The sequence below is a fragment of the Flavobacterium sp. 103 genome (assembly GCF_003096795.1).
GTDB lineage: Bacteria > Bacteroidota > Bacteroidia > Flavobacteriales > Flavobacteriaceae > Flavobacterium.
Window position 1 is genome coordinate 4,269,870 of record NZ_QENX01000001.1, and the last position, 24,832, is coordinate 4,294,701.

General features: G+C 31.8%; 26 protein-coding genes. 22 read left to right on the forward strand and 4 right to left on the reverse strand.

Translation table 11 applies throughout. The features are described from left to right. Positions 1 to 332: 332 nt before the first annotated feature. The 21 genes from C8C85_RS18110 to C8C85_RS18210 all read left to right on the forward strand — a co-directional run bounded on the left by C8C85_RS18110 (position 333) and on the right by C8C85_RS18210 (position 18,319). Positions 333 to 1,379, forward strand: a complete 1,047-nt coding sequence (locus C8C85_RS18110) for a pesticidal protein Cry7Aa (protein ID WP_116798273.1) — start codon at positions 333 to 335, stop codon at positions 1,377 to 1,379. Next, entirely contained in the window at positions 1,369 to 3,762 is a 2,394-nt protein-coding gene (locus tag C8C85_RS18115) for a glycosyltransferase (protein WP_207786944.1), read from the forward strand. Before C8C85_RS18110 ends, C8C85_RS18115 begins: the two co-directional genes overlap by 11 nt. A gap of 123 nt (positions 3,763 to 3,885) precedes the next feature. Further along, positions 3,886 to 4,371: a PA2169 family four-helix-bundle protein gene (locus tag C8C85_RS18120; RefSeq protein ID WP_116798274.1), complete on the forward strand. Its 486-nt coding sequence runs from the start codon at positions 3,886 to 3,888 to the stop codon at positions 4,369 to 4,371. Positions 4,372 to 4,420: 49 nt separating this feature from the next. Further along, positions 4,421 to 5,215: an MlaE family ABC transporter permease gene (locus C8C85_RS18125; RefSeq protein WP_116798275.1), complete on the forward strand. Its 795-nt coding sequence runs from the start codon at positions 4,421 to 4,423 to the stop codon at positions 5,213 to 5,215. A 3-nt stretch (positions 5,216 to 5,218) separates the two neighbouring features. Continuing rightward, positions 5,219 to 5,995: an ABC transporter ATP-binding protein gene (locus C8C85_RS18130; protein WP_116798276.1), complete on the forward strand. Its 777-nt coding sequence runs from the start codon at positions 5,219 to 5,221 to the stop codon at positions 5,993 to 5,995. 27 nt (positions 5,996 to 6,022) lie between these two features. Further along, a complete protein-coding gene (locus C8C85_RS18135; protein WP_116798277.1) occupies positions 6,023 to 6,790 on the forward strand; it encodes an MlaD family protein in 768 nt (255 codons plus the stop codon). Between the two features lie 133 nt (positions 6,791 to 6,923). Continuing rightward, entirely contained in the window at positions 6,924 to 7,400 is a 477-nt protein-coding gene (locus C8C85_RS18140) for a hypothetical protein (protein WP_116798278.1), read from the forward strand. A gap of 12 nt (positions 7,401 to 7,412) precedes the next feature. Then, positions 7,413 to 7,637, forward strand: a complete 225-nt coding sequence (locus C8C85_RS18145) for a hypothetical protein (protein ID WP_116798279.1) — start codon at positions 7,413 to 7,415, stop codon at positions 7,635 to 7,637. Positions 7,638 to 7,647: 10 nt separating this feature from the next. Next, a complete protein-coding gene (locus tag C8C85_RS18150; RefSeq protein WP_116798280.1) occupies positions 7,648 to 8,037 on the forward strand; it encodes a hypothetical protein in 390 nt (129 codons plus the stop codon). Between the two features lie 114 nt (positions 8,038 to 8,151). Next, positions 8,152 to 8,610, forward strand: a complete 459-nt coding sequence (locus C8C85_RS18155) for a low affinity iron permease family protein (protein ID WP_116798281.1) — start codon at positions 8,152 to 8,154, stop codon at positions 8,608 to 8,610. Between the two features lie 121 nt (positions 8,611 to 8,731). Beyond that, a complete protein-coding gene (locus tag C8C85_RS18160) occupies positions 8,732 to 8,917 on the forward strand; it encodes a CsbD family protein (RefSeq protein ID WP_116798529.1) in 186 nt (61 codons plus the stop codon). 91 nt (positions 8,918 to 9,008) lie between these two features. Next, positions 9,009 to 9,473: a hypothetical protein gene (locus tag C8C85_RS18165; protein WP_116798282.1), complete on the forward strand. Its 465-nt coding sequence runs from the start codon at positions 9,009 to 9,011 to the stop codon at positions 9,471 to 9,473. A gap of 70 nt (positions 9,474 to 9,543) precedes the next feature. Then, the gene (locus C8C85_RS18170; RefSeq protein ID WP_116798283.1) at positions 9,544 to 9,699 is read left to right on the forward strand and encodes a lmo0937 family membrane protein; all 156 of its coding nucleotides are present in this window, start codon (positions 9,544 to 9,546) and stop codon (positions 9,697 to 9,699) included. 158 nt (positions 9,700 to 9,857) lie between these two features. Continuing rightward, positions 9,858 to 10,124: a YtxH domain-containing protein gene (locus C8C85_RS18175; RefSeq protein WP_116798284.1), complete on the forward strand. Its 267-nt coding sequence runs from the start codon at positions 9,858 to 9,860 to the stop codon at positions 10,122 to 10,124. Between the two features lie 157 nt (positions 10,125 to 10,281). Further along, positions 10,282 to 10,575 (forward strand): hypothetical protein, encoded by a 294-nt coding sequence (locus C8C85_RS18180; protein WP_116798285.1) that lies wholly within the window; start codon positions 10,282 to 10,284, stop codon positions 10,573 to 10,575. Positions 10,576 to 10,856: 281 nt separating this feature from the next. Then, entirely contained in the window at positions 10,857 to 12,551 is a 1,695-nt protein-coding gene (locus C8C85_RS18185) for an Ig-like domain-containing protein (RefSeq protein WP_116798286.1), read from the forward strand. Positions 12,552 to 12,738: 187 nt separating this feature from the next. Next, a complete protein-coding gene (locus C8C85_RS18190) occupies positions 12,739 to 13,212 on the forward strand; it encodes a nuclear transport factor 2 family protein (RefSeq protein ID WP_116798287.1) in 474 nt (157 codons plus the stop codon). Positions 13,213 to 13,214: 2 nt separating this feature from the next. Then, positions 13,215 to 13,658, forward strand: coding sequence for a DinB family protein (locus tag C8C85_RS18195; protein WP_116798288.1), 444 nt, complete (start codon positions 13,215 to 13,217; stop codon positions 13,656 to 13,658). Between the two features lie 349 nt (positions 13,659 to 14,007). After that, positions 14,008 to 16,242: a formate C-acetyltransferase gene (gene pflB / locus C8C85_RS18200; protein ID WP_116798289.1), complete on the forward strand. Its 2,235-nt coding sequence runs from the start codon at positions 14,008 to 14,010 to the stop codon at positions 16,240 to 16,242. 103 nt (positions 16,243 to 16,345) lie between these two features. Next, the gene (gene pflA / locus C8C85_RS18205) at positions 16,346 to 17,128 is read left to right on the forward strand and encodes a pyruvate formate-lyase-activating protein (RefSeq protein WP_116798290.1); all 783 of its coding nucleotides are present in this window, start codon (positions 16,346 to 16,348) and stop codon (positions 17,126 to 17,128) included. Positions 17,129 to 17,149: 21 nt separating this feature from the next. After that, on the forward strand, positions 17,150 to 18,319 hold the full coding sequence (locus C8C85_RS18210; protein WP_207786945.1) for an OFA family MFS transporter: 1,170 nt from the start codon (positions 17,150 to 17,152) through the stop codon (positions 18,317 to 18,319). Positions 18,320 to 18,602: 283 nt separating this feature from the next. Here the strand turns inward: C8C85_RS18210 and C8C85_RS18215 are convergent, their stop codons facing one another. From C8C85_RS18215 to C8C85_RS18230, 4 genes are all read right to left on the reverse strand, one after another. Further along, positions 18,603 to 19,493 carry a Ppx/GppA phosphatase family protein gene (locus tag C8C85_RS18215; protein ID WP_116798292.1) on the reverse strand — a complete coding sequence of 297 codons (891 nt, stop codon included), beginning with the start codon at positions 19,491 to 19,493 and terminating at the stop codon, positions 18,603 to 18,605. Between the two features lie 51 nt (positions 19,494 to 19,544). Further along, complete coding sequence (ppk1, locus tag C8C85_RS18220; protein WP_116798293.1) at positions 19,545 to 21,620, reverse strand: polyphosphate kinase 1; 2,076 nt, start codon at positions 21,618 to 21,620, stop codon at positions 19,545 to 19,547. 7 nt (positions 21,621 to 21,627) lie between these two features. Then, positions 21,628 to 22,113, reverse strand: coding sequence for a SixA phosphatase family protein (locus C8C85_RS18225; RefSeq protein WP_116798294.1), 486 nt, complete (start codon positions 22,111 to 22,113; stop codon positions 21,628 to 21,630). Between the two features lie 375 nt (positions 22,114 to 22,488). Then, complete coding sequence (locus tag C8C85_RS18230) at positions 22,489 to 22,989, reverse strand: CAP domain-containing protein (RefSeq protein ID WP_116798295.1); 501 nt, start codon at positions 22,987 to 22,989, stop codon at positions 22,489 to 22,491. A gap of 1,225 nt (positions 22,990 to 24,214) precedes the next feature. On the opposite strand from C8C85_RS18230, the gene C8C85_RS18235 reads away from it, so the two are divergent. Then, positions 24,215 to 24,793, forward strand: a complete 579-nt coding sequence (locus C8C85_RS18235) for a hypothetical protein (protein ID WP_116798296.1) — start codon at positions 24,215 to 24,217, stop codon at positions 24,791 to 24,793. The last annotated feature ends 39 nt before the right edge of the window (positions 24,794 to 24,832 follow it).

Genomic DNA, 24,832 nt, shown 5'->3' on the forward strand with positions numbered 1-24,832 from the left:
CCTTTACATTCATATCAAACAAGAGATACAATTTAATGCACAGCTCTTTTGCAAAGACATTTAAAATATAGCATTTGGAAACAAGAATTCATTAGGCAGGAAAAATAATAATAGGTTTGGGTGAAGGGGGCTGTTGGAAACGACGGCCCTTTTCTATTTAAAAGATTATTACTACCAACTCAAAATTTAACTAGAGTAATTAAACACCATAGTATAACTATCTATAAATCTGTTAATAATATAACTTATTAAAAAAGTATTGCAACAATTTTAGTCGATAAAAATTGACCTTTATAATTCTAATTTTTTATAATAAAATCAAATAAAAAATCATGGTAACTGTAAAAAAAGAAGGGGTTCTTATTCAAAAAACGGAACTTCTTTTTGAGAATGAAGGAGTATTAAATCCAGCTGTAATAAGAATTGGTGAACACGTTCATTTGTTTTATAGAGCTGTAAGCAATGGAAATTATTCTAATATAGGATATTGTAAACTAAAAGGCCCTCTGACCATCGAAAGCCGTAATCTAGTTCCTATTATTTTTTCCGAATTTAGTTATGAATCTCACGGTGTTGAAGACCCCAGAATTGTAAAAATTGAAGACATCTATTACATGACCTACACTGCATATGACGGAGTGAACGCATTGGGCGCTTTGGCAACATCAATAGATTTAGTGAAATGGGATAAAAAAGGGATAATTGTTCCTCAAATTACCTACAATGAGTTTGATGAGGATACCACAAACGATAGAAAAAAGAACGATAAATACTTTCGCTATAATAATCATGAAGGAGTAGCCCAGAAAAAAGGAGAAAAAGTACTGCTGTGGGATAAAAATATCATTTTTTTCCCAAGAAAGATCGATAATCAATTCGTTTTTCTGCATCGTATAAAACCCGATATACAAATTGCCGTTTTTGTAAAAAGCTTAGAAGAACTCAACTCTGAATTTTGGGAAAATTATTTTGAAAATTTTGATGAACGCATTGCAATGAAACCCAAGTACGAACATGAAGCCAGTTATATTGGCGGAGGCTGTCCTCCTATTGAGACCCATTTGGGATGGCTTGTCATTTACCATGGTGTACAGGATACTATCAAAGGATTTGTTTATTCTGCTTGTGCAACCTTACTGGATTTAAAAAATCCAATGAAGGAAATTGCACGATTGCCTTATCCCCTTTTCAAACCCGAATTAGTTTGGGAATTGAAAGGTGAAGTCAATAATGTGTGTTTTCCCAGCGGAACCGCTTTATTTGAAGATACACTTTATATATATTATGGAGCTGCCGATGAACGAATTGGAACTGCCTCTGTGAGTATATCTGAATTATTAAAAGAATTAATGCTTAATACCTTTAAAGATGAGAAATAGAATCACCACACAGACCCCTAATATCCTTCCAATGGGAGTATTAAACACAGAATCTAAAACGTCAATTATCAATCATTTGATTCCTAATACAGTCGTAAAACTTCCAGAAATACTGTTTATAACCACTTTCCCTCCTAGAGAATGTGGTATTGCAACTTATTCTCAGGATTTGATTAAATCATTAATTAATAAATTTAAGAATTCATTTAATATAAAAATTTGTGCATTGGAATCGGATGCCGAAAAACATCATTATGAGGAACCTGTAAAATATATCCTCAACACTGATGAACCCGATTCTTTCAGCAATTTGTCCGAAAAAATCAATGCCAATAATTCGATTCAAATAGTATTGCTTCAGCATGAGTTTGGCCTTTTTAGAAATAACGAAGCCCATTTAATACAATTTCTATATAAAATTGAAAAACCTTCAATAATTGTATTTCACACAGTATTACCTAATCCGAATGATTCGCTTAAAGAAAATGTTCAAGTTATAGGACAGCTAGCACATTCGATAATTGTGATGACCAATTCGGCAGCTTTAATCTTGAAAAATGATTATGGAGTCGATTCAGAAAAAATATCGGTAATACCTCATGGAACTCATTTGGTGCCCCATTCTGACAAAGAACTTTTGAAAGAAGAATATAATTTGTCCGGGAAAAAAATACTGTCCACTTTTGGATTACTAAATTCAGGAAAAAGCATCGAAACAACACTTGATGCCATGCCAAGTATTATCAAAGAAAACAATGATGTTTTATTTTTAATAATTGGCAAAACACATCCATCTGTAGTAAAAGTAGAAGGTGAAAAATACAGAATGATGCTGGAGGAAAAAATTCAAAGCCTGCAATTACAAAACCACGTATTATTTGTCAATGCCTTTTTGCCCCTGCCCCAACTTCTAGACTTTTTGCAGCTTACGGATATTTATTTGTTTACTTCAAAAGACCCAAATCAAGCAGTTAGTGGAACCTTTTCATATGCCATGAGTTGTGGTTGCCCTATTGTCTCCACACCTATTCCACACGCATGTGAAGTGTTAAGTGATGGTGCTGGAATCATAATTGATTTTGGAAATTCTAAGCAATTGGCCAAAGAAGTAAATCGTTTGTTACTCGATAATAAATTAAGAAAAAACATAAGCGCAAACGGATTGCATAAAATTGTGCCAACAGCCTGGGAAAATTCGGCTATTGCCCATGCTTTTTTATTCGAGAAAATTGATGATGAAAATTTGACTTTAGAATATAAAATTCCTGAAATCAATTTAGACCACATCAAAAGATTAACGACCGATTTTGGTATGATTCAGTTTTCTATTATCAATCAGCCCGACTCTGAATCAGGATATACCATAGATGACAATGCCCGTGCCATGGTAGCGATGTGTGAACATTTTGAATTAACGAAAGACAAAACCGATTTAGAGTACATCAAAATCTATTTAAATTTTATCACCTCTTGTCTACAGGACGATGGTTCTTTCCTAAATTATGTAGATGAAGATGGTGATTTTACAGATCAAAACTACGAGACTAACCTTGAAGATTCTAACGGTAGAGCCATTTGGGCTTTAGGTTATTTGATTTCTTTTGCATCAGTTTTGCCAGGTTCATTGGTAGAAAAAGCAAAAAAGACTTTGGAACGAGCTTCTGTCAATGTTTTAAAAATGCATTCGACACGCGCAATGGCTTTTGTAATAAAAGGGCTTTATTATGTCAACACAAAAGAAAAATCACAACAAAATACCATAATAATAAAAGAACTGGCCGATAGAATGATTCAAATGTACAAGCATGAATCGAAACCCAATTGGAACTGGTTTGAAAGTTATTTGACATACGGCAACAGTATTTTGCCAGAAGCGATGCTTTGTGCTTATTTGAGTACTGGTGACACAAACTATAAAGCTGTAGCTAAAAATTCATTTGACTTTCTTTTGGGTAAAATTTTTAATGACAACAGTATCAAAGTAATATCCAATAAAGGGTGGCTGCTAAAAAACAACAGTGCAAAAATTCGAGCAATAGGTGGTGAACAACCTATAGATATTGCCTATACTATTTTGGCGTTAAGCAAATTTTCTAAAGCTTTCAACGACCCCGAATACAAACGAAAAATAAAAATTGCTTTCAGTTGGTTTTTAGGAAACAACCACCTGCATCAAATTATTTACAATCCTTGTACTGGTGGTTGTTATGACGGATTAGAAGATACATACGTCAATTTAAATCAAGGTGCAGAATCTACCGTAAGCTACTTAATGTCTAGATTATGTATAGAAAAAAATACCAGAAAGTCTTTTCTAAATGCTCTCAATGGTTCTCAAAAAGAGCTTTATTCTAAAGTAAACCATAAAAAAACATTGGCTTAATGTGTGAACTATATAAGATTTACTCAAAGTTATGAAACACTTTTGGATACCAAAGTATTGACCTTTGTTTATTGAAAATTTTGCTTTTTTGATATCAAACAGGCCAACCATAATTTGAATCTGATGAATAAGAAAAAATCTATTGATGCATTAAATGCTTTTATCGGGATAAATAAGAACCGATTTGAAAGTTACATAATGGCCTCGAAGCAAATCAATGAATACGATTTAATAACGTTGTTTACAGGATTTCAAGAAAAAAACAAACAGTATAAAGCCGAATTGGTTTCTGAAATTCTAAAATTAGGAGGAAAACCGACAATGGAATCCCCCATAATTTTATTAGTATCTAAAATTTACAGGGAAGTAAGATCAAAATTTAGAATTAAAGATCGTGAAGATATTCTAAACAGATGTGAATACGATGCTGATGTCACCCTAAAAAAATACACCACTGTTTTGAATAATAATATAGAGCATTTGTCTCCAAAACATCAAAACATAATTAATGCACAACATCAATCCATAAAGAAAGATCATGATACCTTAAAAGGTCTTGGTGATTTGATGGTGACTTGCAGAAGATTCAATTTAGAAACTCAAACCTAACGACTATCCATTTGCTTAATCAACTTAACAACTCTATTTTTTTTAAATCATGAATAGTTCTGCAAAAATTATAAAAGTATCGATTGTAAAAACCTATCTGAAAAACATTTTTGAAGATATTGGAAAGGCTACACTATTTACAACACGATTTTTTAAAGAAGTTGCGAAGACCTCCTTCGAATTCAAAGAATTTCTTTGGCAGTGTTATGCTATTGGATACAAATCCTTACCCATTGTAAGTATTACTGCTTTTATAATGGGTTTGGTACTTACCATACAATCTCGCCCAACAATGGCGAAGTTTGGTGCCGAATCATGGTTACCCAGTATGGTTGGGCTTTCACTAATACGGGAAATTGTCCCCGTAATCACGGCATTAATTTGTGCCGGGAAAATTGCGTCTGGAATAGGAGCAGAATTGGGTTCTATGAAAGTTACTGAACAAATTGATGCGATGGAAGTTTCAGCTATAAATCCTTATAAATATTTAGTGGTAACCAGAATTATGGCAACCACAATTATGATTCCAATTTTGGTCATTTACGCAGATTTCATTGGAGTTTTTGGTGGATATATAGGTTACAACATTCATGAAAATATGGGCTTTTACCGTTATTTCTCCAATGTATTAGAACATCTTGAATTTCTGGACATTCTACCGGCGATAGTAAAGACTTTTTTCTTCGGATTTGCTATTGGTCTAGTGGGCTGCTATAAAGGATTTAATGCCGAAAATGGAACTGAAAGTGTTGGAAAGGCAGCAAACACAGCAGTAGTTACCGCTTCTTTAAGCATCTTCATCCTTGATATGATTGCCGTGCAAATAACCGACTTATTTTATTAAATTATGACACAGGCAAAACCATTAAAGAATAAAAAAACGGCAACAGATTCAGTAGAAACAATCCTAGAACTGAAAAATGTTTGCAAATCTTTTGGGGATAATGATGTTCTCAAAGGCATTAATTTATCTGTAAAAAAAGGAGAGAATTTGGTCATTTTAGGCCGATCAGGTTCTGGAAAATCAATAGCTATAAAATGTTTAGTAGGTTTAATTCATGTTGATGAAGGTGAAATAAAAATTTTTGGAACCGATATCACCGAATTAAGGAATGATGATTTAAACGACATCAGAGTTCGAATAGGTTTTCTTTTTCAAAATGGTGCTTTATATGATTCCATGACTGTTAGACAGAATTTGGAGTTTACTTTAAAACACCACTCTCCACATGTATCCTCTGCTGAAGTTGACGAAGCCATTCTAGAAGCACTGGAAAGTGTAGGCTTAGAAGAAGCCATTGACAAAATGCCTTCCGAATTGTCTGGTGGTATGCGAAAAAGGATTGGTTTAGCCAGAACAATTATTATCAAACCTGAAATCATTTTGTATGACGAACCTACCACAGGTTTGGACGCTATAACTTCAAGAGAAATTAGTGAACTGATATTGTATGTTCAAAAAAAATACAAAACAACTTCTATTATTATTACTCATGATATGGCCTGCGCCAAAATTACAGCAAACCGAATTATGATTATAAAAGATGGCGTAATCTGCGCAGAAGGCAGTTATGCCGAATTAGAAAAAAGTGAAGACGAATGGGTTCGTTCATTTTTCATTTAATAAATAAATAGACAAAATACTCAAATTATGTATAAAGAATCAGGATTTACATGGAAGTTAGGAATGTTTGTAACAATCGGATTGATTCTCTTTGTTGGCACCATATACTTTGTTGGAAAACAGAAAAATTTATTTGGATCAACTTTTACGCTGCAATCACAATTCAAAACTGTATCAGGACTGAAGGTGGGAAATAATGTTCGATTCTCAGGTATAAATGTAGGGACCGTAAGTGAAATTGAACTCATTACTGATTCTGCTGTTGTAGTCAAATTAGTGATTAAAGATGAAGTTCGACGCTTTATAAAAACAGACGCCAAAGCCAGCATCGGTTCTGATGGTCTGATGGGCGATAAAGTACTGACTATATCTCCAGGAACAACATCAAAAAGTACTGTAAAAGACAATGCTACAATTGCCTCGCTCACAGCAATTGAAATCGAGGATATCATGAAAGGGGTAAAAACGACAGTAGATAATGCCGCTGTAATTACGGATCAATTGGCCGAGTTCAGTTTTAAAATAAACAATGGAAAAGGAACTTTATCCAAACTGTTAATGGATGAGCATATGGGCAACAAATTGGATGCAACTATGACAAACCTAGAAAAAGGAACCAAAGGTTTTGATGATAATATGGAAGCAGCAAAACACAACTTTTTGCTGAAAGGCTATTTCAATAAAAAAGAAAAAGCCGAGGCCAAGAAACAAGAAGAGATTCAAAAAGAAAAAGACAAAACCAAGAAACAAGAAGAAAAACAAAAGGAAAAAGATTTAAAAGCAAAAGCTAACTAATCCGTGAATTATGAAATCTTTACTAGAAATACTATAACAAGGTTTGAATGTTTATGAATGAACTTTGTAATATCAAATTGAGAGGAGAATAAATCGCCTCATAAATGAAGATAAAAAAATAAAAAAAATAAAAATGAAAGCACTAAAACTAATTGCCCTAGCCCTATTCTTATTTGCATCAACTGCAAATCATGCGCAAGTATCCATAAACGTAAATGTAGGAGCACCGCCTCAATGGGGACCGGTTGGCTATAACGAAGTATCGTATTATTATATTCCAGATGTGCAATCCTATTATGATGTACATGCACAACAGTTCATCTTTTTAAGCAATGGCGCTTGGATTAGATCTAACAATCTGCCTAATCGTTATAGAAACTATGATTTGTACAATGGATATAAAGTAGTATTAAATGATTATCATGGTACAAGACCTTATACCCATTACAATGAGCACAAAGTAAAATATTACAAAGGCTATAATAAGGGACATCAGGAAAACTACAGAACAGCGTCTAATTACAACAAACATGATAATGATAATCATAATGGAAACCAAAAGCATAACGACAATCATGGTAATGATGGCCATAAAAATGGTAAACATTAATTCCTAATAAAAATGGAAGCTGAAAGTGAACTAAACAACCAAATCTTGAAGGTCACAATGTTGATAAGAAAGGACTATCCCGAATTGTCAAAATATCTTCTAGAAATGCCAGAAACCATTCCAGGTATTGAAAATCCTGAAATGAACAAAAAAGTTCTAAATGAATATCTAAATTCTTTAAAAGAAATTTTAGATAAATATGCTCCAAATCACGGAATTGATATTCTAAATATTTGAAAACAAAAAAATGAAAACAGAAAAAAAATTAGGCGTTTGGATGGATCATTCAATAGCTCACATCATAGAATTTACGGATCAATGGAATGAATTGAAAACAATTGAATCCAATTTTTCCCATCTAGATAAAGTTAAAAGTTTAACTAAAAGTGAATCATTGATGCATAATAAAGAACAGCAACTGCAAACTGAATTCTATAAAAAAATAGAAGAAATCATTTTAAAATATGATGACGTATTGCTCTTTGGTGCAACCAATGCAAAAACAGAACTATTCAATAAAACACAAAAGGATCATCGCTTTGCTAATATTAAAATAGTGGTAAAAGAAGCAGACAAAATGAGTAACACTCAAAAAATCTTTTTTATTTCAGATTATTTTGAGACCGTAAAAGCATAAACGTTCTTACAAAAAAAATTAAATTTAAGACAACGGGAACGTTTGTTGAAAATTTAGAATAAGCCCTGCTATTAAATTGGTAGGGCTTTTTTATACTTTCTAAAATAAAATATCATGAATAAAATATACAACCATTCCGAAAATCTTTTCGAAAAATTGGTATCTGTGGCAACAACTATATTAGGAAACTCCATTTCGTTTTTAATAGCATTATGTTTAGTGCTTTTCTGGTGGATCAATAGTTTATTCATAAAAAATGACGCACATCTTATTATCGGGGATATCATTTTTGGTGTTACTTTCCTGAGTTTATTCATTATCCAAAAATCGTTCAATCGATTCTCAGCTTCCTTGAATCTAAAAATAAATGAATTAGTGTCCTCTCATGAAACCGCCAGTAATGCCGTATTGAATGCCGAAATCAAGACCGAAAAGGAAATCACCGAATTATCCAAAGAATACTCTGACTTAGCAGAACAAATTAAGGAATTGGATGATGAATGTAAAGTAGAGTTTAATAAAGAACTTGATAAGGCCTTGGATACAGAAGAAAATCATATCAGAGAAAAATAATGGGCTATACGTAAAACCGTAAATGATGTAACTCTTTTCAAGAATTTTGAAACACTTTTATGTCAATATTACCCCACCTTTGTAATGTTGTGAAAATGGTTTCACACATAATATGGACAAGATGAACACAACAGAACTAAAAGGAAACTGGGACGAGCAAAAAGGAAAATTGAAACAAAAATTTGCTGCCTTAACGGATAATGATTTATTATTTGTTGAAGGAAAAAAAGACGAAATGCTGGGAAAACTTCAAATTAAATTGGGTAAAACCAAAGAAGAACTTCACAAAATTATTCAAGATCTTTAAATCGTTGCTGCAAGTTGTATCCATTTATAATTTTCAACTGTTTAAATGGATACAATTTTTACAAAAAAAATATAATCTTAAATATACTAAAATGAAAAAATCAATTTTAACCCTTGCAATTGCAACTTTCATGATCGGATCAATGGTCACGAGTTGTAAACCAAACACAGAAAAAGAACAAACTGCACAAGATAGTGTTGACAGTGCAAAAGTTGCAGTAACAGATGCAGAAAACGATTTGGACGAAGCCAAAAGAGTCGCAACAGCTGAAGAATGGCAAGCATTTAAAGATAGTACCAATGTAAAAATTGAAGAAAACAATGCCAAAATAGCCGAATTGAAATTGAAAATCAAAAAAACGGGAAAAGACATCGATAAAGCATATCAAAGAAACATCGATACAATTGAACAAAAAAATAAGAATCTAAAAGCAAAAATGGATTCCTATAAAAATGATGTCAATAGCGATTGGCAATCTTTTAAGAGAGAATTCAACCATGATATGGATGAACTTGGACAAAGCTTAAAAGACTTCACCGTAAATAACAAAAATTAAACAAATGCGTTATATAGTTGTAATAGTGATGATTGCAGCTAAAAATTAATCTTTAAAAAAAATAGAAATCATGAGTAATCTTCTTTATACAGTAGCAGTAATACTAGTTATTTTTTGGGCAATCGGATTCTTTGCCTATAGTGCAGGATCCATAATACACATTTTACTTGTAATTGCATTAATTGCAGTAATATTAAGAATAATTCAAGGCAGAAAAGTTTTATAATTAATCTTTAAAGACAGAAATAGGGAATCGCCATTAAAACCATTTTTGTTGTAAACAATTGAAAAATCATCGAACTCCGATGAAAAGAAAAGATTGTGAGATAAACATTAATAAAGAAAACGATGCCATATATCGATAACAAATAAATTTTACATATTATGAAAGCAAATAAAATCGCATTAGGCCTATTAGGCGGTATAGCCGCAGGAGCAGTTGTAGGAATATTGTTTGCACCTGCAAAAGGAGCAGATACAAGAAAAAAAATTCAGCAAAAAGGCAGTGATTATGCCGATAATTTGAAAGATAAATTGGAAAATCTATCTGGGTCATTAAAAAACAATTATGAAAAAATTGTTCATAATGGAAAAGACTTAGTTGCTGAAAGTAGATCAAAATTTGATGATATTAAAAGTATCAATCCTTGAATTTAAATCATTAAGGCAGTAACAATAGAGATATTCTTTAAAAGAAGAAGGCTATTGCTGCTGTTTTTTTTTATTACAAATAAATTAAAACTCTTTTTTATGATTTGGATTGTATCCTTTGAAGATTTATGGTTAAATTTTAAAAACAACAAATTTTATGGATTCAATAAATGAAAATGAATTATTAAGCGCAAATAAAAAATTGGCCTTTCAAGTTCAGCAGAAAGAAAATAGAGTAGCAAAATTGGCTTTAGACAATAAAAAATTAGTCTGTCAAAATGATGAAAACGAAAAATGTATTGAAGAATTAAAAAATATCAATAAAGTATTAATGTTTCATTATCAGAAAAATAAAAAGTGCAATGAAGAGTTGACTATTGCCAATAAAGAGCTTCTCATTAAAAATAAAGAAAAAGAGAAAAAAAGTGTCATGACTGCTAATGACAAATAAAGAAATCAAAAATTGACTTCATATAGCTCTGTCTTGAAGAAAAAAGTTTTTATAAAAAAACAATAGAAAAAGTTTAGGGTTCTAAGTAGATTTTAATCGGTTTCTCTACAACAAAAAGCCAAATTGTATTTCGTACAATTTGGCTTTTTTTATGGAGTAAATAGTAAAGCAACTATTTTTTGATAACAGCGAATTATACAACTAATAGGCCGAATTCTATAACACTCTTTTGCGCTAATCAAGCAAACTTTGCAATATAAATAATCAAATCCCCAAAAAAAATGAATACTAAAAAACTAATAACGACAATTGCGATAGCACTTGTTGTTTTAATAACTGGATGCTCAAAGGACGATGTAGAACAAGTAACTGGTGAATCTGCTATCGTTACTTCCGCTAATCCAGAAAATGGATCTATAAATGTCCCTTTGGATCAAAAAATTTCGGTAGTTTTCAATCAAGAGATGAAAGCCTCCACATTTGATTCCTCGTCTTTTACAGTACAAGGAACAACATTGGTTGCAGGAACAGTTTCCATTACTGGAAAAACAGCTACGTTTATTCCAACTGCTCCGCTTACCGCCAATACAACGTACACAGGTACTATTAAAACAACTGTGCAAAATATACTGGGCCAAGCCTTAGAAGCAGATTATGTTTGGACTTTTAGTACAGGAACCACCCTAAACCCAATGGTGCTTTCATCTGATCCTATCAATAAAACTACCAATGTAGTCCTTAATAAAGTAGTCGCTGTTAATTTTAATATGCCAATGAATCAAACTACTATAAATGCAAATAGTTTTACTGTCAAACAAGGAGCAGCAACAGTTGAGGGAAGTATTTCATATAATGGAACAATAGCGTATTTTAAGCCAAATACTTCTTTAATGGCTAATACACAATATACAGCTACAATTACGACAGAAGCCAAAAATATACAAGGAACAGCTTTGAGTTCTAATTATGTTTGGACGTTTACCACTGGAGCTACAACAGCACCAACGGTAGTCTCTACTGATCCTTTAGATAATGCAACAGCAACAATGCTTAACAAATCGATTTCTGCTACTTTCAGTATTGCTATAGATCCTAAAACTATTAATGACAAAACATTTATTGTAAAAAATGGAAATACAGCAGTGATAGGAATTGTTACCTATACAGGTACTACAGCCACTTTTGATCCAAGTAGTGATCTTTTGCCAGGAACAACTTATACTGCAACAATTTCTGGAGCCAAAAATTTGGCGGGTGTTGCATTAGCTAACGATTATATATGGAATTTCAGCACGAGTTCTACATTAGTTGGTAACACCGTAAACCTTGGATCAGCAGAGAGATTCGGAATTCTGGCTGGTGTTGGAGTAAGCAATAATGCAGGTTTTAGCGAAATAAGAAATATGGACGTAGGAATAAGTCCGGGAGTTCGATCTTCAATTACTGGCTTTCCGCCTGCAATAATCGTAGAAGGTGCTATTTACGCTTCTGATGATATTGCTCCTCCTGGAATAGGCGCTATGCTAATAAAAGCCAAGCAAGATTTGACAAATGCCTATCTTTTTGCAGAAGGTGCTTCAACACCAGCACCAGCAACGGTATCTGGTGATCAAGGTGGTAAAACACTGGCCCCTGGTATTTATAAATCGACTTCTACCCTTTTAATACAATCTGGAGATTTAACTCTTGACGCACAAGGAGATGCTAATGCTGTTTGGATTTTTCAAGTAGCCTCAGACTTTACAACTGTAGGTGGAGCCGGCGGAAATGTTATTTTGAGCGGAGGTGCTCAAGCCAAAAATATCTTTTGGCAAGTGGGTAGGTCTGCGACAATTGGAAACTATACTATATTTAAAGGAAACATATTGGCATTGACATCTATAACACTGAATTCACATGCTACTGTCCAAGGTAGAATGTTAGCCAGAAATGGTTCTATCGTTATGACGCATACTAATATTATTTCTAAGCCATAAATGTTTTAATAATAAAAGACTACTCATAATACAAAGGATAGGTAATTAAAAAAGCCTATCCTTTTTTGTTTGGAAAATAATAAGTTTATCAAGTATTAAATAGAGCTTACCTTTTTCAAATATTGATAAGAAACAGGTTCAATTAGTATGAAAAAAATTACTATTTTTACTTTCAAATTTTATAAAAATGAATCCAAACGAACAACTAATATTTAAGTTCTATACTGCTTTTGCAAATGGTGATGCCAAAACGATGTGTGAATGTTATCATCCCGAAATTCAATTTCAAGATCCTGCTTTTGGTATACTAAAAGGAAATGATGCTAGTCAAATGTGGAAAATGTTGATTGAAAAAAGTAAAGGGAATATTAAAATTGAATTTTCAGATATTAAAGCTGATGATTATATAGGAACTGCAAAATGGATCGCTACCTATAATTTTAGCAAAACCAATAGAAAAGTTATTAATGTTATTCATGGTGAATTTAAGTTTCAGGATGGTTTAATTATTAGACATACTGATAATTTTGACATTTGGAAATGGGCTAAACAAGCATTAGGTTTCAAAGGATTATTGTTTGGTTGGACAGGTTTTATGCAAAAGAAAATACAAGAACAAGCGCTAACTTCTTTAAACAACTATACTAAAACAATTTCATAGAGATGATAGAGACTTTAAAAACTTTGTTTAACAGGGACCTAAATAGACTAAAATTGGAGATTGAATCATTCCAGAATGAAAGTAAGATTTGGAGTATTGATCGAAATATATCTAATTCGGCAGGGAATCTTTGCTTGCATTTAATTGGGAATCTAAATACCTATATCGGAGTTCAAATTGGAAAAACAAACTATATCAGAAATCGGGAACTAGAATTTTCCAATAAAGACATTCCAAAAGAAATACTTATAGCCCAAATTGAAGCAACAAGACAAACCGTTAATGATGCTCTTATACTTTTAACGGAAGAAGATTTAAAAAAGGAATATCCAATTTTAGTTTTTGAAGCTAAAACTTCAACAGAATTTCTGTTAATTCACCTCACAACACACCTTACCTATCACTTGGGACAAATAAATTATCACAGACGATTACTCGATAATTAGGTTTGAAATCATCTTATTGTAACCAAAGAACAATTGACTTTGTCTATAATATGATTTAAATTTTATTGCTGTTAAATCATTTCCAGAATAAAATATTTGATAAATATTTTTTAACCCAGATAATCTTATAAAAATAAATTGCTATAAATTTTATCGATAACGTAATAGTTTTTTGAAATAATCACAAAAACTAAGTAAAACTTAAACAAACAACTACTTAAAAATGAATACCTTAATTATTGTTTAAAAATCAACCAAAGCGTCTTTTCAACCCATAAAATCACTAAATTTACTAGTATAATTCAGTTTATTACAAGTAAAAAAACGTTAACTAATAATTTTAATAGAAATGAAAAGTACGACAGAAACACTATATTTTAAAACAGGAAATTGGAATAATGCAATTGATGTTTATGATTTTGTTTTGCAAAATATTACTCCTTATGAAGGAGATGCCAAATTTTTAGTGGGACCATCAGAGAAAACTAAAACGCTATGGAGTGTTTGCAAAGAAAATTTACTTCAGGAAAGAAAAAACAATGGATGCTTGGCAATTGACACAAACGTTATTTCAAATATAACCTCATTTGGACCAGGATACATTAATAAAGAAAATGAAGTTATTGTAGGTTTACAAACCGATGTTCTTTTAAAAAGAGCTATGAAGCCTTTCGGCGGTATTAAATTGGTAGAATCTGCTGTAGCAGAAAGAGGATTGAAGGTATCTGATGAAGTGGTTAAAATTTTTAATTATGCAAAAGATCATAATCAAGCTGTTTTTAGTGCTTATGATAGCGAAATTAGAGCCTATCGTTCAAAACACTTATTAACTGGTCTGCCTGATAATTATGCTAGAGGAAGAATCATTGGTGATTTTAGAAGAATCGCTCTTTATGGAGTCGATCGTTTGATTGAAATCAAGAAAAATGATTTTGCAGCTGTTGCTGGTGAAATGACCGATCACAAAGTGCGTCTTAGAGAAGAAATTTCAGAGCAAATAAAAGCCTTACAGGATATGAAAATCATGGCCAATTCTTATGGCATTGATATTTCTGTTCCTGCGACCAACGCACAAGAAGCTGTACAATTTACTTACTTGGCTTATTTAAGTGCTGTAAAAGAACAAGATGGTGCCGCTATGTCACTTGGTAATGTATCATCATTTTTAGATATTTATATAGAAAATGATTTAAAATCAGGTCTAATAACAGAGGAAGAAGCACAAGAATTTATAGACCAATTTGTGATGAAACTTCGTTTGGTGCGCCATTTACGTCCAGGTGCTTATGATGAAATTTTTGGTGGAGACCCAACTTGGGTGACTGAAGCCATTGGTGGACAACTTAATGATGGTAGAACTAAAGTAACTAAAACCTCTTTTAGATTTTTGCAAACACTTTATAACTTAGGAGCTTCTCCGGAGCCAAATTTAACAATTTTATGGTCTCAAAATTTACCAATAGGTTTTAAAGATTTTTGTGCACAAGTATCTATTGACACATCATCCCTACAATATGAAAATGATGATTTGATGCGTACCAATAGAGGTTCTGATGACTACGGAATTGCTTGTTGTGTTTCTTACCAAAAAATTGGAAAAACAATTCAACACTTTGGAGCCCGTGCCAATTTGCCAAAAGCCTTATTAATGGCTTTGAATGGCGGTAGAGAAGAAGATAAAGGATCAGTAGTTATTAGAAATATTCCTCAAATGGAAGATGGTGTTTTAGACTATGATTCTGTTATTAATATGTTCAAAATAACTTTGGCTGAAGTGGCAAGAGTTTATGCAAAATCCATGTACATCATTCATTATATGCATGACAAATACTATTATGAAAGAGCCCAAATGGCATTGATTGATAGTGATCCTAATATTGATATTGCTTATGGTGCAGCTGGAATATCTATCATTGCCGATTCACTTTCAGCAATTAAATATGCTAAAGTAACTCCAGTAAGAAACGATATCGGATTAACAGTAGATTTCAATATTGAAGGTGATTTTCCAAAATTCGGTAATGATGATGACAGAGTCGATAGCATTGCACAAGAAATCACTACTATTTTTATTGAGGAATTAAGAAAACACAAGGCTTATAAAAATGCCACTCCTACTCTATCTTTATTGACAATTACATCAAATGTAATGTATGGTTCAAATACAGGTTCCACACCGGATGGTCGTAAAGCTGGTGAGGCTTTTGCTCCTGGAGCAAATCCAATGCACGGTAGAGATGTAAATGGTGCTATCGCTTCCTTAAATTCAGTAAGTAAATTGAATTATGAAGATGCTCAAGATGGTATATCATACACATTCACAATGGTACCAAAATCTTTAGGATCTGACAAAGAAGAACAAATTTCAAATTTGGAAACCATCTTAGACAGTTATTTTGGAAAAAATGCGCACCACTTGAATGTCAATGTTTTGGATAAAGAAACCTTAATGGATGCTTACAATCACCCGGAGAACTATCCTCAATTAACCATTAGAGTTTCTGGTTATGCAGTGAATTTCGTTCGATTGTCCAAAGCACATCAATTGGAAGTTATTACAAGAACTTTTCACGAAACAATGTAAATTAACACTGAACTATAAATTTTGAATTAAACCACACTAACCTGTCTAAAGAAACTAAATTGAGTTTGATTTAGACAGGTTTTTTTTAAATCTTTTTATTCGAATGTACTTTCCACAACAAGAATATATTGACGACTCGATCGACGCACAAAACCCCGAATTATTACGAATCCACTCTATAGAAACATTAGGGACTCATGATGGGCCTGGAATTAGAATGGTAGTTTTTGTACAAGGATGTCAATTCAGATGTTTGTATTGTCAAAATCCAGATACTTTGGATATTCATGGGGGTTCTTTTATGCCTATAGAGGAACTAATCGAAAAGGCATTGCACCAAAAATCTTATTTCGGAAAGAAAGGAGGTATAACCGTCTCTGGTGGCGAACCGTTATTGCAACGTGAAAAATTAATTCACTTTTTTGACCGTTTACACGAAAATGGAATACATACTTGTTTGGATTCCAATGGAAGGGTTTTAGATTCCAAAACAGAACAACTATTAGAAAAAACCGATTTATTGCTATTGGATGTTAAACACATCAACAAAGAATGGCATAAAAAACTAACAGGGCTAAAAAATAAAACCACTTTACGAGTTGCAGAATACAGAGAAAGTACTGGAAAGCCGATGTGGCTGCGTTATGTATTGGTTCCAGGTTGGAGCGATCAGGAAGAATACCTACATGAATGGGGACAGCATTTTACTTCGTATAAAACAGTGGAAAGAGTCGAAATTATTCCTTTTCATCAATTAGGAAAGCACAAATGGGAAATCTTAGGCTTGGAGTATCAATTAGCAGACACAGTGCCTCATACAGCAGAAGAAGTAAATAAAGCTGCCAAAATATTCAGGCTCTACTTCAAAAATGTAAAAATTAAATAAGGTCTTAATAACAATACAATCATGTCAAAAAATAAATATTTGATCGTATTGGCAGGAATGATTATGCAACTGTCAATCGGGTCTATATACGCTTATAGCAAATGGATAGAACCCTTATCAAAGGAATTAAACTGGGATGCTCACGATACCAAAACAGGTTTTAGCTTAGCAATTTGCTTTTTAGGATTAACAGCTGCTTTTATGGGTAAATTTACTCAAAAAATTGGCCCAACAAAAGCTGGATTAATAGCAACCCTATTTTTAACTATTGGCTTATTGGGCAGTGCTTTGGCAGTCAAAATGAGTTCCATCTATTTGTTCTATTTAACATTTGGAGTTTTACAAGGAATCGGATTAGGATTTGGGTATATTGTCCCTGTTTATACTGTTGTAAAATGGTTTCCTGACCGTCCAGGGTTGGCTTCCGGGATTATCATAATGTCATTTGCTTTGGGTTCTTTATTGGCTTCCTTTTTAATTGGTCCTTTATATACTTCAATGGGACTGTCTGGTGCATTTTCTACTTTAGGAATCTGTTACGGAATTTGTATGCTTTTGAGTGCTTTATATTTGTCCAATCCGATAAGCACATCTGAAAATCAACATACACATGTAGATTTGACTCCAAAACAAATTATAACCGACAAACGTTTTATTGCATTATGGTTATTGTTATTCCTAAACGTATGTGGAGGAATTGCCATAATCTCTAAAGCTGCAATTTTAGGAGAAGAAGTTGTAGGAATGAGTGCTACACAAGCAACAATGTTTGTGGCTATCATCGGTTTGTTTAATGGATTGGGGCGTTTGTTCTGGTCAAGCATTTCCGATAAAATAGGTTGTTGGAGAACTTTTATGATCTTTATTGGAATAAACGCTGCCTGCTTCGCATTAATACCTACTTTTTCAACCGATAGAATCTCGTTCCAAGCTCTAACCTTTATTATTATTGCAGGTTATGGAGCTGGATTTGCAACCATGCCTTCATTTGTAAAAAATATTTTTGGAACAGAAAAATATGGACCGGTTCTTGGTTACACATTAACTGCTTGGTCGGCTGCAGCTTTTGTTGGACCATTATTACTAGGCTTAAGCACCGAAATCACAATTTTCTATCTGTTTGCTATATTGCTTGTAATTGCTTTATTTGTTGGATTGTGGCTAAAAAATCTTTTATTAAAACTTACTTAATAACCTGAATTCGATTATTGCTATTACTCCTTTATTAGATAGTGGCAAAAAAAGCAAAATATCTCCTTTTAGCCCCGATTGAAGTGGAAATCCTCCCGAATTTTTTTTCGGGAGATTGCAGCGAAAAGCGGGACGATATTAACAAAAATGCTTAATGTTTCTGCTGTAAAAAAATAATCGAACTCAAGTTAATGCTATTTAGAAAATACACAAAAAAGCAGTTCAAATTGAACTGCTTTTTTACTTTGTTTTTGACAATACAGTAAGAAATTAATCTATTTTACTATACTTTCCCATAATACATAGCTTTTACTATTCCATCTGAAAGTCCAATTTTTGGAACATAAATCTGTCTGGCGCCACTCCATTTCATTGCATTCAAATAAATACGAGTTGCTGGAACAATTACGTCTGCTCGGTCAGGGTTTAAACCTAATTGAGAAATTCTTTGTTCATAAGAAAGTGAACTTAAATAAGCATATTGGGAGTTCATATAAATGTATGATAAAGGTTTTTCTTGAATTTTACCCGACATTTTGAACAATTTATTAATATTCCCGCCAGATCCTATTAAGGTAACCTCTTCATAATCGGCAGTATTATTTTTAATCCATTTTTCAATTTCATCCCAGACTACATCGCAAACCATATCATTTAGTAATCGAACCGTTCCTGCTTTAAATGACCTTGAATTTACCATTTTTCCGTTAGAGAATAATGTGAATTCAGTGCTTCCACCTCCAACGTCTACAAACAGATAGGTTTCGTCAGTTTTTAATAAATGATGTAAATCTGTAGAAGCTATTATAGCGGCTTCTTTTTTACCATCAATAATTTCTATTTTAATGTCCGCTTTCTTTTTTATTAAAGCGACCACTTCTTTTGCATTATAGGCTTCACGCATTGCCGATGTTGCAAAGGCCATATATCGTTCTACTTTATGCACTTTCATTAACAAATTGAATGCCTTCATGGCATCAATCATTCGCTCTATATTTTCTTGAGAAATTTCCCCCACAGTAAAAGCGTCTTGCCCTAAACGAATAGGCACACGCACTAATGAACTCTTATTGAATTGTGTTTCCTTCCCTTCTTCTTCTACAATATTGGTGATTAATAAACGCATAGCATTCGACCCAATATCAATAGCAGCATATTTTTTAATTTTAATCATATTCTCTAGGATGCGATTTATGGTTTAGAATAATTCTATTCTTGCGTTATTTTAATCTTCTTTTAATTCCCCTGTCAATTCAACTTTTCTTAGGTAATAATTATAGGTTTCCAACTGGGCTCTAAAAATTGGATTATCATTCCTTATCCTGTATTTATTATCTAGTTTATAAGAATGAAATCTTGCTTTTACATTTCCTTTCCAACCGATATCAAAATTTTCAATCAATTCATTTTTAATTTCTTGATCATAAATTGGACACGTAACTTCTACTCTTGCATCTATATTTCTGGTCATAAAATCGGCCGATGAAATATAAACTTCGGTAAATCCAGCATTCCCAAAAATATAAACTCTTGAATGTTCCAAATAATTATCGACTATACTAATAGCTTCAATATTTTCACTCAACCCTTTAACTCCAGGAATTAATGAACAAATACCTCTTACTTCCAATTGAATTTTCACACCTGCTTTGCTCGCTTCATATAATTTATCAATCATAGCCAAATCAGACAAACTATTCATTTTTAATTTCATGTAAGTCTTTCTACCAGCTATTGCGTGTGCAATTTCTCGATCGATCAGTTTCACAAAACGATGTCTTGTATATTGAGGCGAAACAATAAGGTGTTTATAGCGTTGCACTTTATAATTGATATCAAAAAATTCAAATATTTTTGATATGTCTTTTAATATTTGAGGATGACATGTAAAAAGTGTAACATCCGTATAAATTTTTGCTGTAGCCTCATTAAAATTTCCTGTCGAAATAAAACCATATCGCTTTATTTTATTTTTCTCCATTCTTTCAATCACGCAGACTTTGCTATGAACCTTCAATCCTTTTATTCCAAAAATAAGCTGGATTCCTTCGGTTTGCATTTGTTCGGAATAAGAAATATTAGAAGCCTCATCAAATCGGGCTTGCAATTCTATTTGAACAATAACTTTTTTTCCATTTTTTGCCGCATTAATCAAAGAACTTATGATTTGAGAATTTTTGGCTAATCGATATAAAGTAATTTTGATTGAAGTTACTTTGGGATCCAAAGCCGCTTCACGCAAAAATTTTATTAAGTAAGCAAAAGATTGATATGGTGCATTTAACAAATAATCCTTTTCGGCAATTTTTTCCAAAATACTGCCTTCAAGACTTAATCCAGGTATTGGAAGAGGATCGTTTTTTTTATACAATAAATCAAATCTTCCAAGATTCGGGAAATCCATATAATCCCGTCTATTATGATATCTTCCTCCCGGAATAATACTATCCGTAGAATCGATATTCATTTTGTCCAGAAAAAACTTTAGTGTGTCCTTGTCTATCTCCTGATCATAAATAAAACGAACTGGCTCTCCTATTCTTCTGTCTTTTACACTAGACGATATTTTTTCAAGCATGCTTTTGCTCAAATCGCTATCAATATCCAATTGAGCATCTCTTGTTATTTTAATCATATGAGCCGAAACACTTTCGTAATTGAAAATATTAAAAATACTGCTCAAGTGCATTCTGATAACGTCGTCAATCAGAATAACATATTGTTTTTCATTGTTGGAAGGTAATACAACAAAACGATTAATCATTTTAGGAATCTCAATAATGGCGTAACGAACTTCTAGATTTTTTTTCATCACGAGTTTTACTGCCAAATATCCCAATGAATCTTTAAGAACAGGAAATTCTGCTAAATCATTTAATATAATGGTTACAAGCTCAGGACTTAGCTTTTGAATAAAAAAATCTTTCAAAAAGGCTTCTTGCTCTTTATTAATGTCATTTTCATGAATAATAAAGATATTCTCGGTTTCTAATTGTTCTTCTATATTATTAAGAATTCTTAAACTCTCGGATTGCTGTTGGATAACAATCTCTGTTATATCTTTAATCAATTGTTGTGCAGTAACTCCGCCAAAATATTTTTCGCCAGAAATGCCACTCAAACTCAAACGCCTTATGGCGGCAAATCGAACTCTAAAAAATTCATCTAAATTATTGGAAAAAATTCCTAAAAACCTTAACCTGTCTAATAATGGTACCGTATCATCGGCAGCCTCTTGTAACACTCGAGCATTAAAAGCCAACCAGCTTTTCTCTCTATCAATATATTTATGTTCAAACACTTTTTATTTATTTTAAATCTCTGGGGAATAGTATTTTTTTTGTCTTGCCTTTATTAATAGTGTCCCAGCTTTCATTATCAAATTCAATATGAACAAATCCAGCTGTAGGAACATTATCAATGTTAACATCCCCAAATTTATTAACAAAATTTGTAATAGCCTCGTTATGTCCGAATATAATTATACTATCATAACCATTACTATATGATTTGATAACTTTTTCCAATTTTCTTTCATCAAAAGTATATAGCTCGTCCTTATATATAATGCTTTCCAAAGGGAAATTTATATTTTGAGCAAAAATCAATGCCGTTTCTATCGCTCTTTCAGCTGTACTACTCCAAATACTAAAGGTTTTGGGCAAATATTTAATAGCATGAGAAGAAACTAAATGAGCACTTTGCATTCCTTGTGAAGTCAACGGTCTATCTTTATCATGTAAAGGTGCTTCCCAACTAGACTTTGCATGCCGAATTAAAATTAAATTTTTCATACATCACAACTTTTATTTTATAAAACAAAAATGACACCACAATAAAATTAATTAGGTGAAATTCAATAAATTAACTATTTTAATTAGGTTAGATTTCAATTAAACAAATTGAACTAGAAAATCTTAGGGAGCTACAATTTACAAAAAAAAGTTTAAAATCTTAATTTTAATTTTTATTTAAAGTTAAATATCAATTTCAGTGAAGTTATAAAAATACACTTCCGGCAATAACAATGTAATACAATTTTATTCTTAATTATTGAGCTGAATCAAAACCAACAAATCATTCTCGGATATTTATTATTTGAAACTATTGCAAAAAAAAAGCTGTCAAAAGATGACAGCCCTATTACAAACATACAAAACAAACAAAACTTAGATTTTTACGAAAATATTTGTATAATATTTTCTTCCATTAACGGGGTTCTCTCTTATAGATAATCCAAAATGTGTAAAATCACCTTCAATATTTTCTCTATGGCCAGGACTATTCATCCAGGCATCAAATGCAGCTTGTGCGCTATTATAATTATATGCGATATTTTCACTTACTCTTAACGCACCCAATGCTTTTATTATATTTTCTGATCGAGCCACAAAATCGTCATGATTGACAACATTATTTGCAATCATATATTCATCATGCTCTTCTGATTTATAAGAGACGTGATTTATTTTTTCCAAAGCATTTAATCCAATACTCACTCTATAATTATTTATTAATGTCATTGTTTCCAATTCCATTGGACTATAATTATAAACAGTGACTATTGGCAATTTTGCTTCAGTCTCCTTTGAATTATCTTCAGATGTACATGATGTTAAAATAGAAAGCAGAAAACTAATGGTTACAAAACGGATAAATTTTGTTTTCATAAATAGTATAGGTTTAAATTTAAGGTAGATGTGGGGCAAAAACTTAAATTGTTATTAAATTTCATTTGTCAAATAAACAATATATTCGTTTAAGTGCAAAAAATAATCGTTGAAATACACTGTATTTTATATTTTTATAGGTAAAATATTTCAATTAAAACTTAACTATTTAATTTACAAATAGATAACTTCAAATAGAATTTAAAAAATTTAAGTTATAACTTTCTTCAAGAACTAGAAATTCTTGAGATACCAAATCACACTTTTTAGTAGTATGTTTAAATTTAAGATTAACCGCTTTTTAATTATCATTTTAGTTTTAAACAGTAGTCTAAACAATGTTTTAAATTATGGTCAAAACATTGATTTGCAGGTGATTTATAAATTTTAGCTATTCAGTTATCAGCATTTTATAATACTATATTTATTACATCAAAAGTGGCACATTCTTAAACTATTCGTATCATAAGACACAATTTTTTAAAGACAATTAAATATAATTACCATTTTTAAGAATCACTTTGTTAGAAAAAAGTAAAAACAGATCAAAAAAAATATTATTTTTTTAAGGTATTTTACTTATATTTTTAACTCTTCAACGAGTATTTAGGTTTTTCAAAGACAATCAGATTGTATTATGAACATTCTTTATAATTTTGGTATATAAATAATTTATTAGTTTTTTAACCCCAAATAAAAAATGTTTTAAAAATTATTTTGTAACCTACTGCAAGCTTTAATGCTGAAACCGAAAATTTTGATTGTATTCCCAAATCTCAATCAAAATAAAAAAAATCTACTACAAGTACCTGTTAACCACGTATGTGTTAGCAAATTAAAAAGAAAGTTTTGATTGTAATCCCAAATCTCAATCAAAATTAAATTGACAAAAAAACCTACTTCAATTCATTGCTAACTGATATTAAGCTTCAGTTTTCAATTTAGACAAAAAAATTTTAATTTGATTTAATTCCCAAATCTGAATCAAAATAGAATTAATAAAAAACCTACTTCAATTCATTGTTAACTGATATTAAGCTTCAGTTTTCAATTTAGACAAAACAAAATTTTAATTTGATTTCTTTCCCAAATCCAAATCAAGTCAAAATTGTCTTTCTCGAACCTACTGCATGTATTAGTTAGTTTGCCTGTTCATTATAGGCAAAAGCAGTCAAGTTTTCAACTCTAATCATTAACCATAATTTCAATTAAAAAAACTAAGAATATGAAACCTAAAACTACGCTAAACCTATTCAAAAACTTTTTAGCAATTGAACTTAAAAAACATCTTTTATTGTTTTTAGCATTTGCATATGAAAAAGTGTCACCGAAACCTTCAATGTTATTTCTTGCATCGATTTTATTATTAAATAGCTCTATTACTTATTCTCAGTCGAGCTCTTGTAAAGCAACCATTCAAGTAGAAAAAAACAGATTTACTCAAAGTGTTCCTCCCGAGGGAACATCTTATACAATACAAATTTCAAATACAGGATCATCAAATTCAACCTATACTTTGAGTTCCTCGAATGTAAATAGTAGTTGTTCAAATAATGACGGAAGTAATGTCTCTGGCAATGTAAATTTAAACGTCTCCTTTTCTGATGCTTCTCTAAATTCAATCTCCGAAATTTCTTTAAGTCCAGGAGAAACTGCAAGTTTTTTGGTAAATGTCAAAGTTCCCGTAGGGACAACCGTAAGCAGATGGAACTGCACTGAAATAACTGCAACAGCTACAGCTTGTTCTTCTTATAAAGTTAGTACAATTCTACATACTTTAGTTAGTGATCCTAATCAAGAATAATTGTTTAAGAATCCATACTTCTAATACCTAGGTTATTCA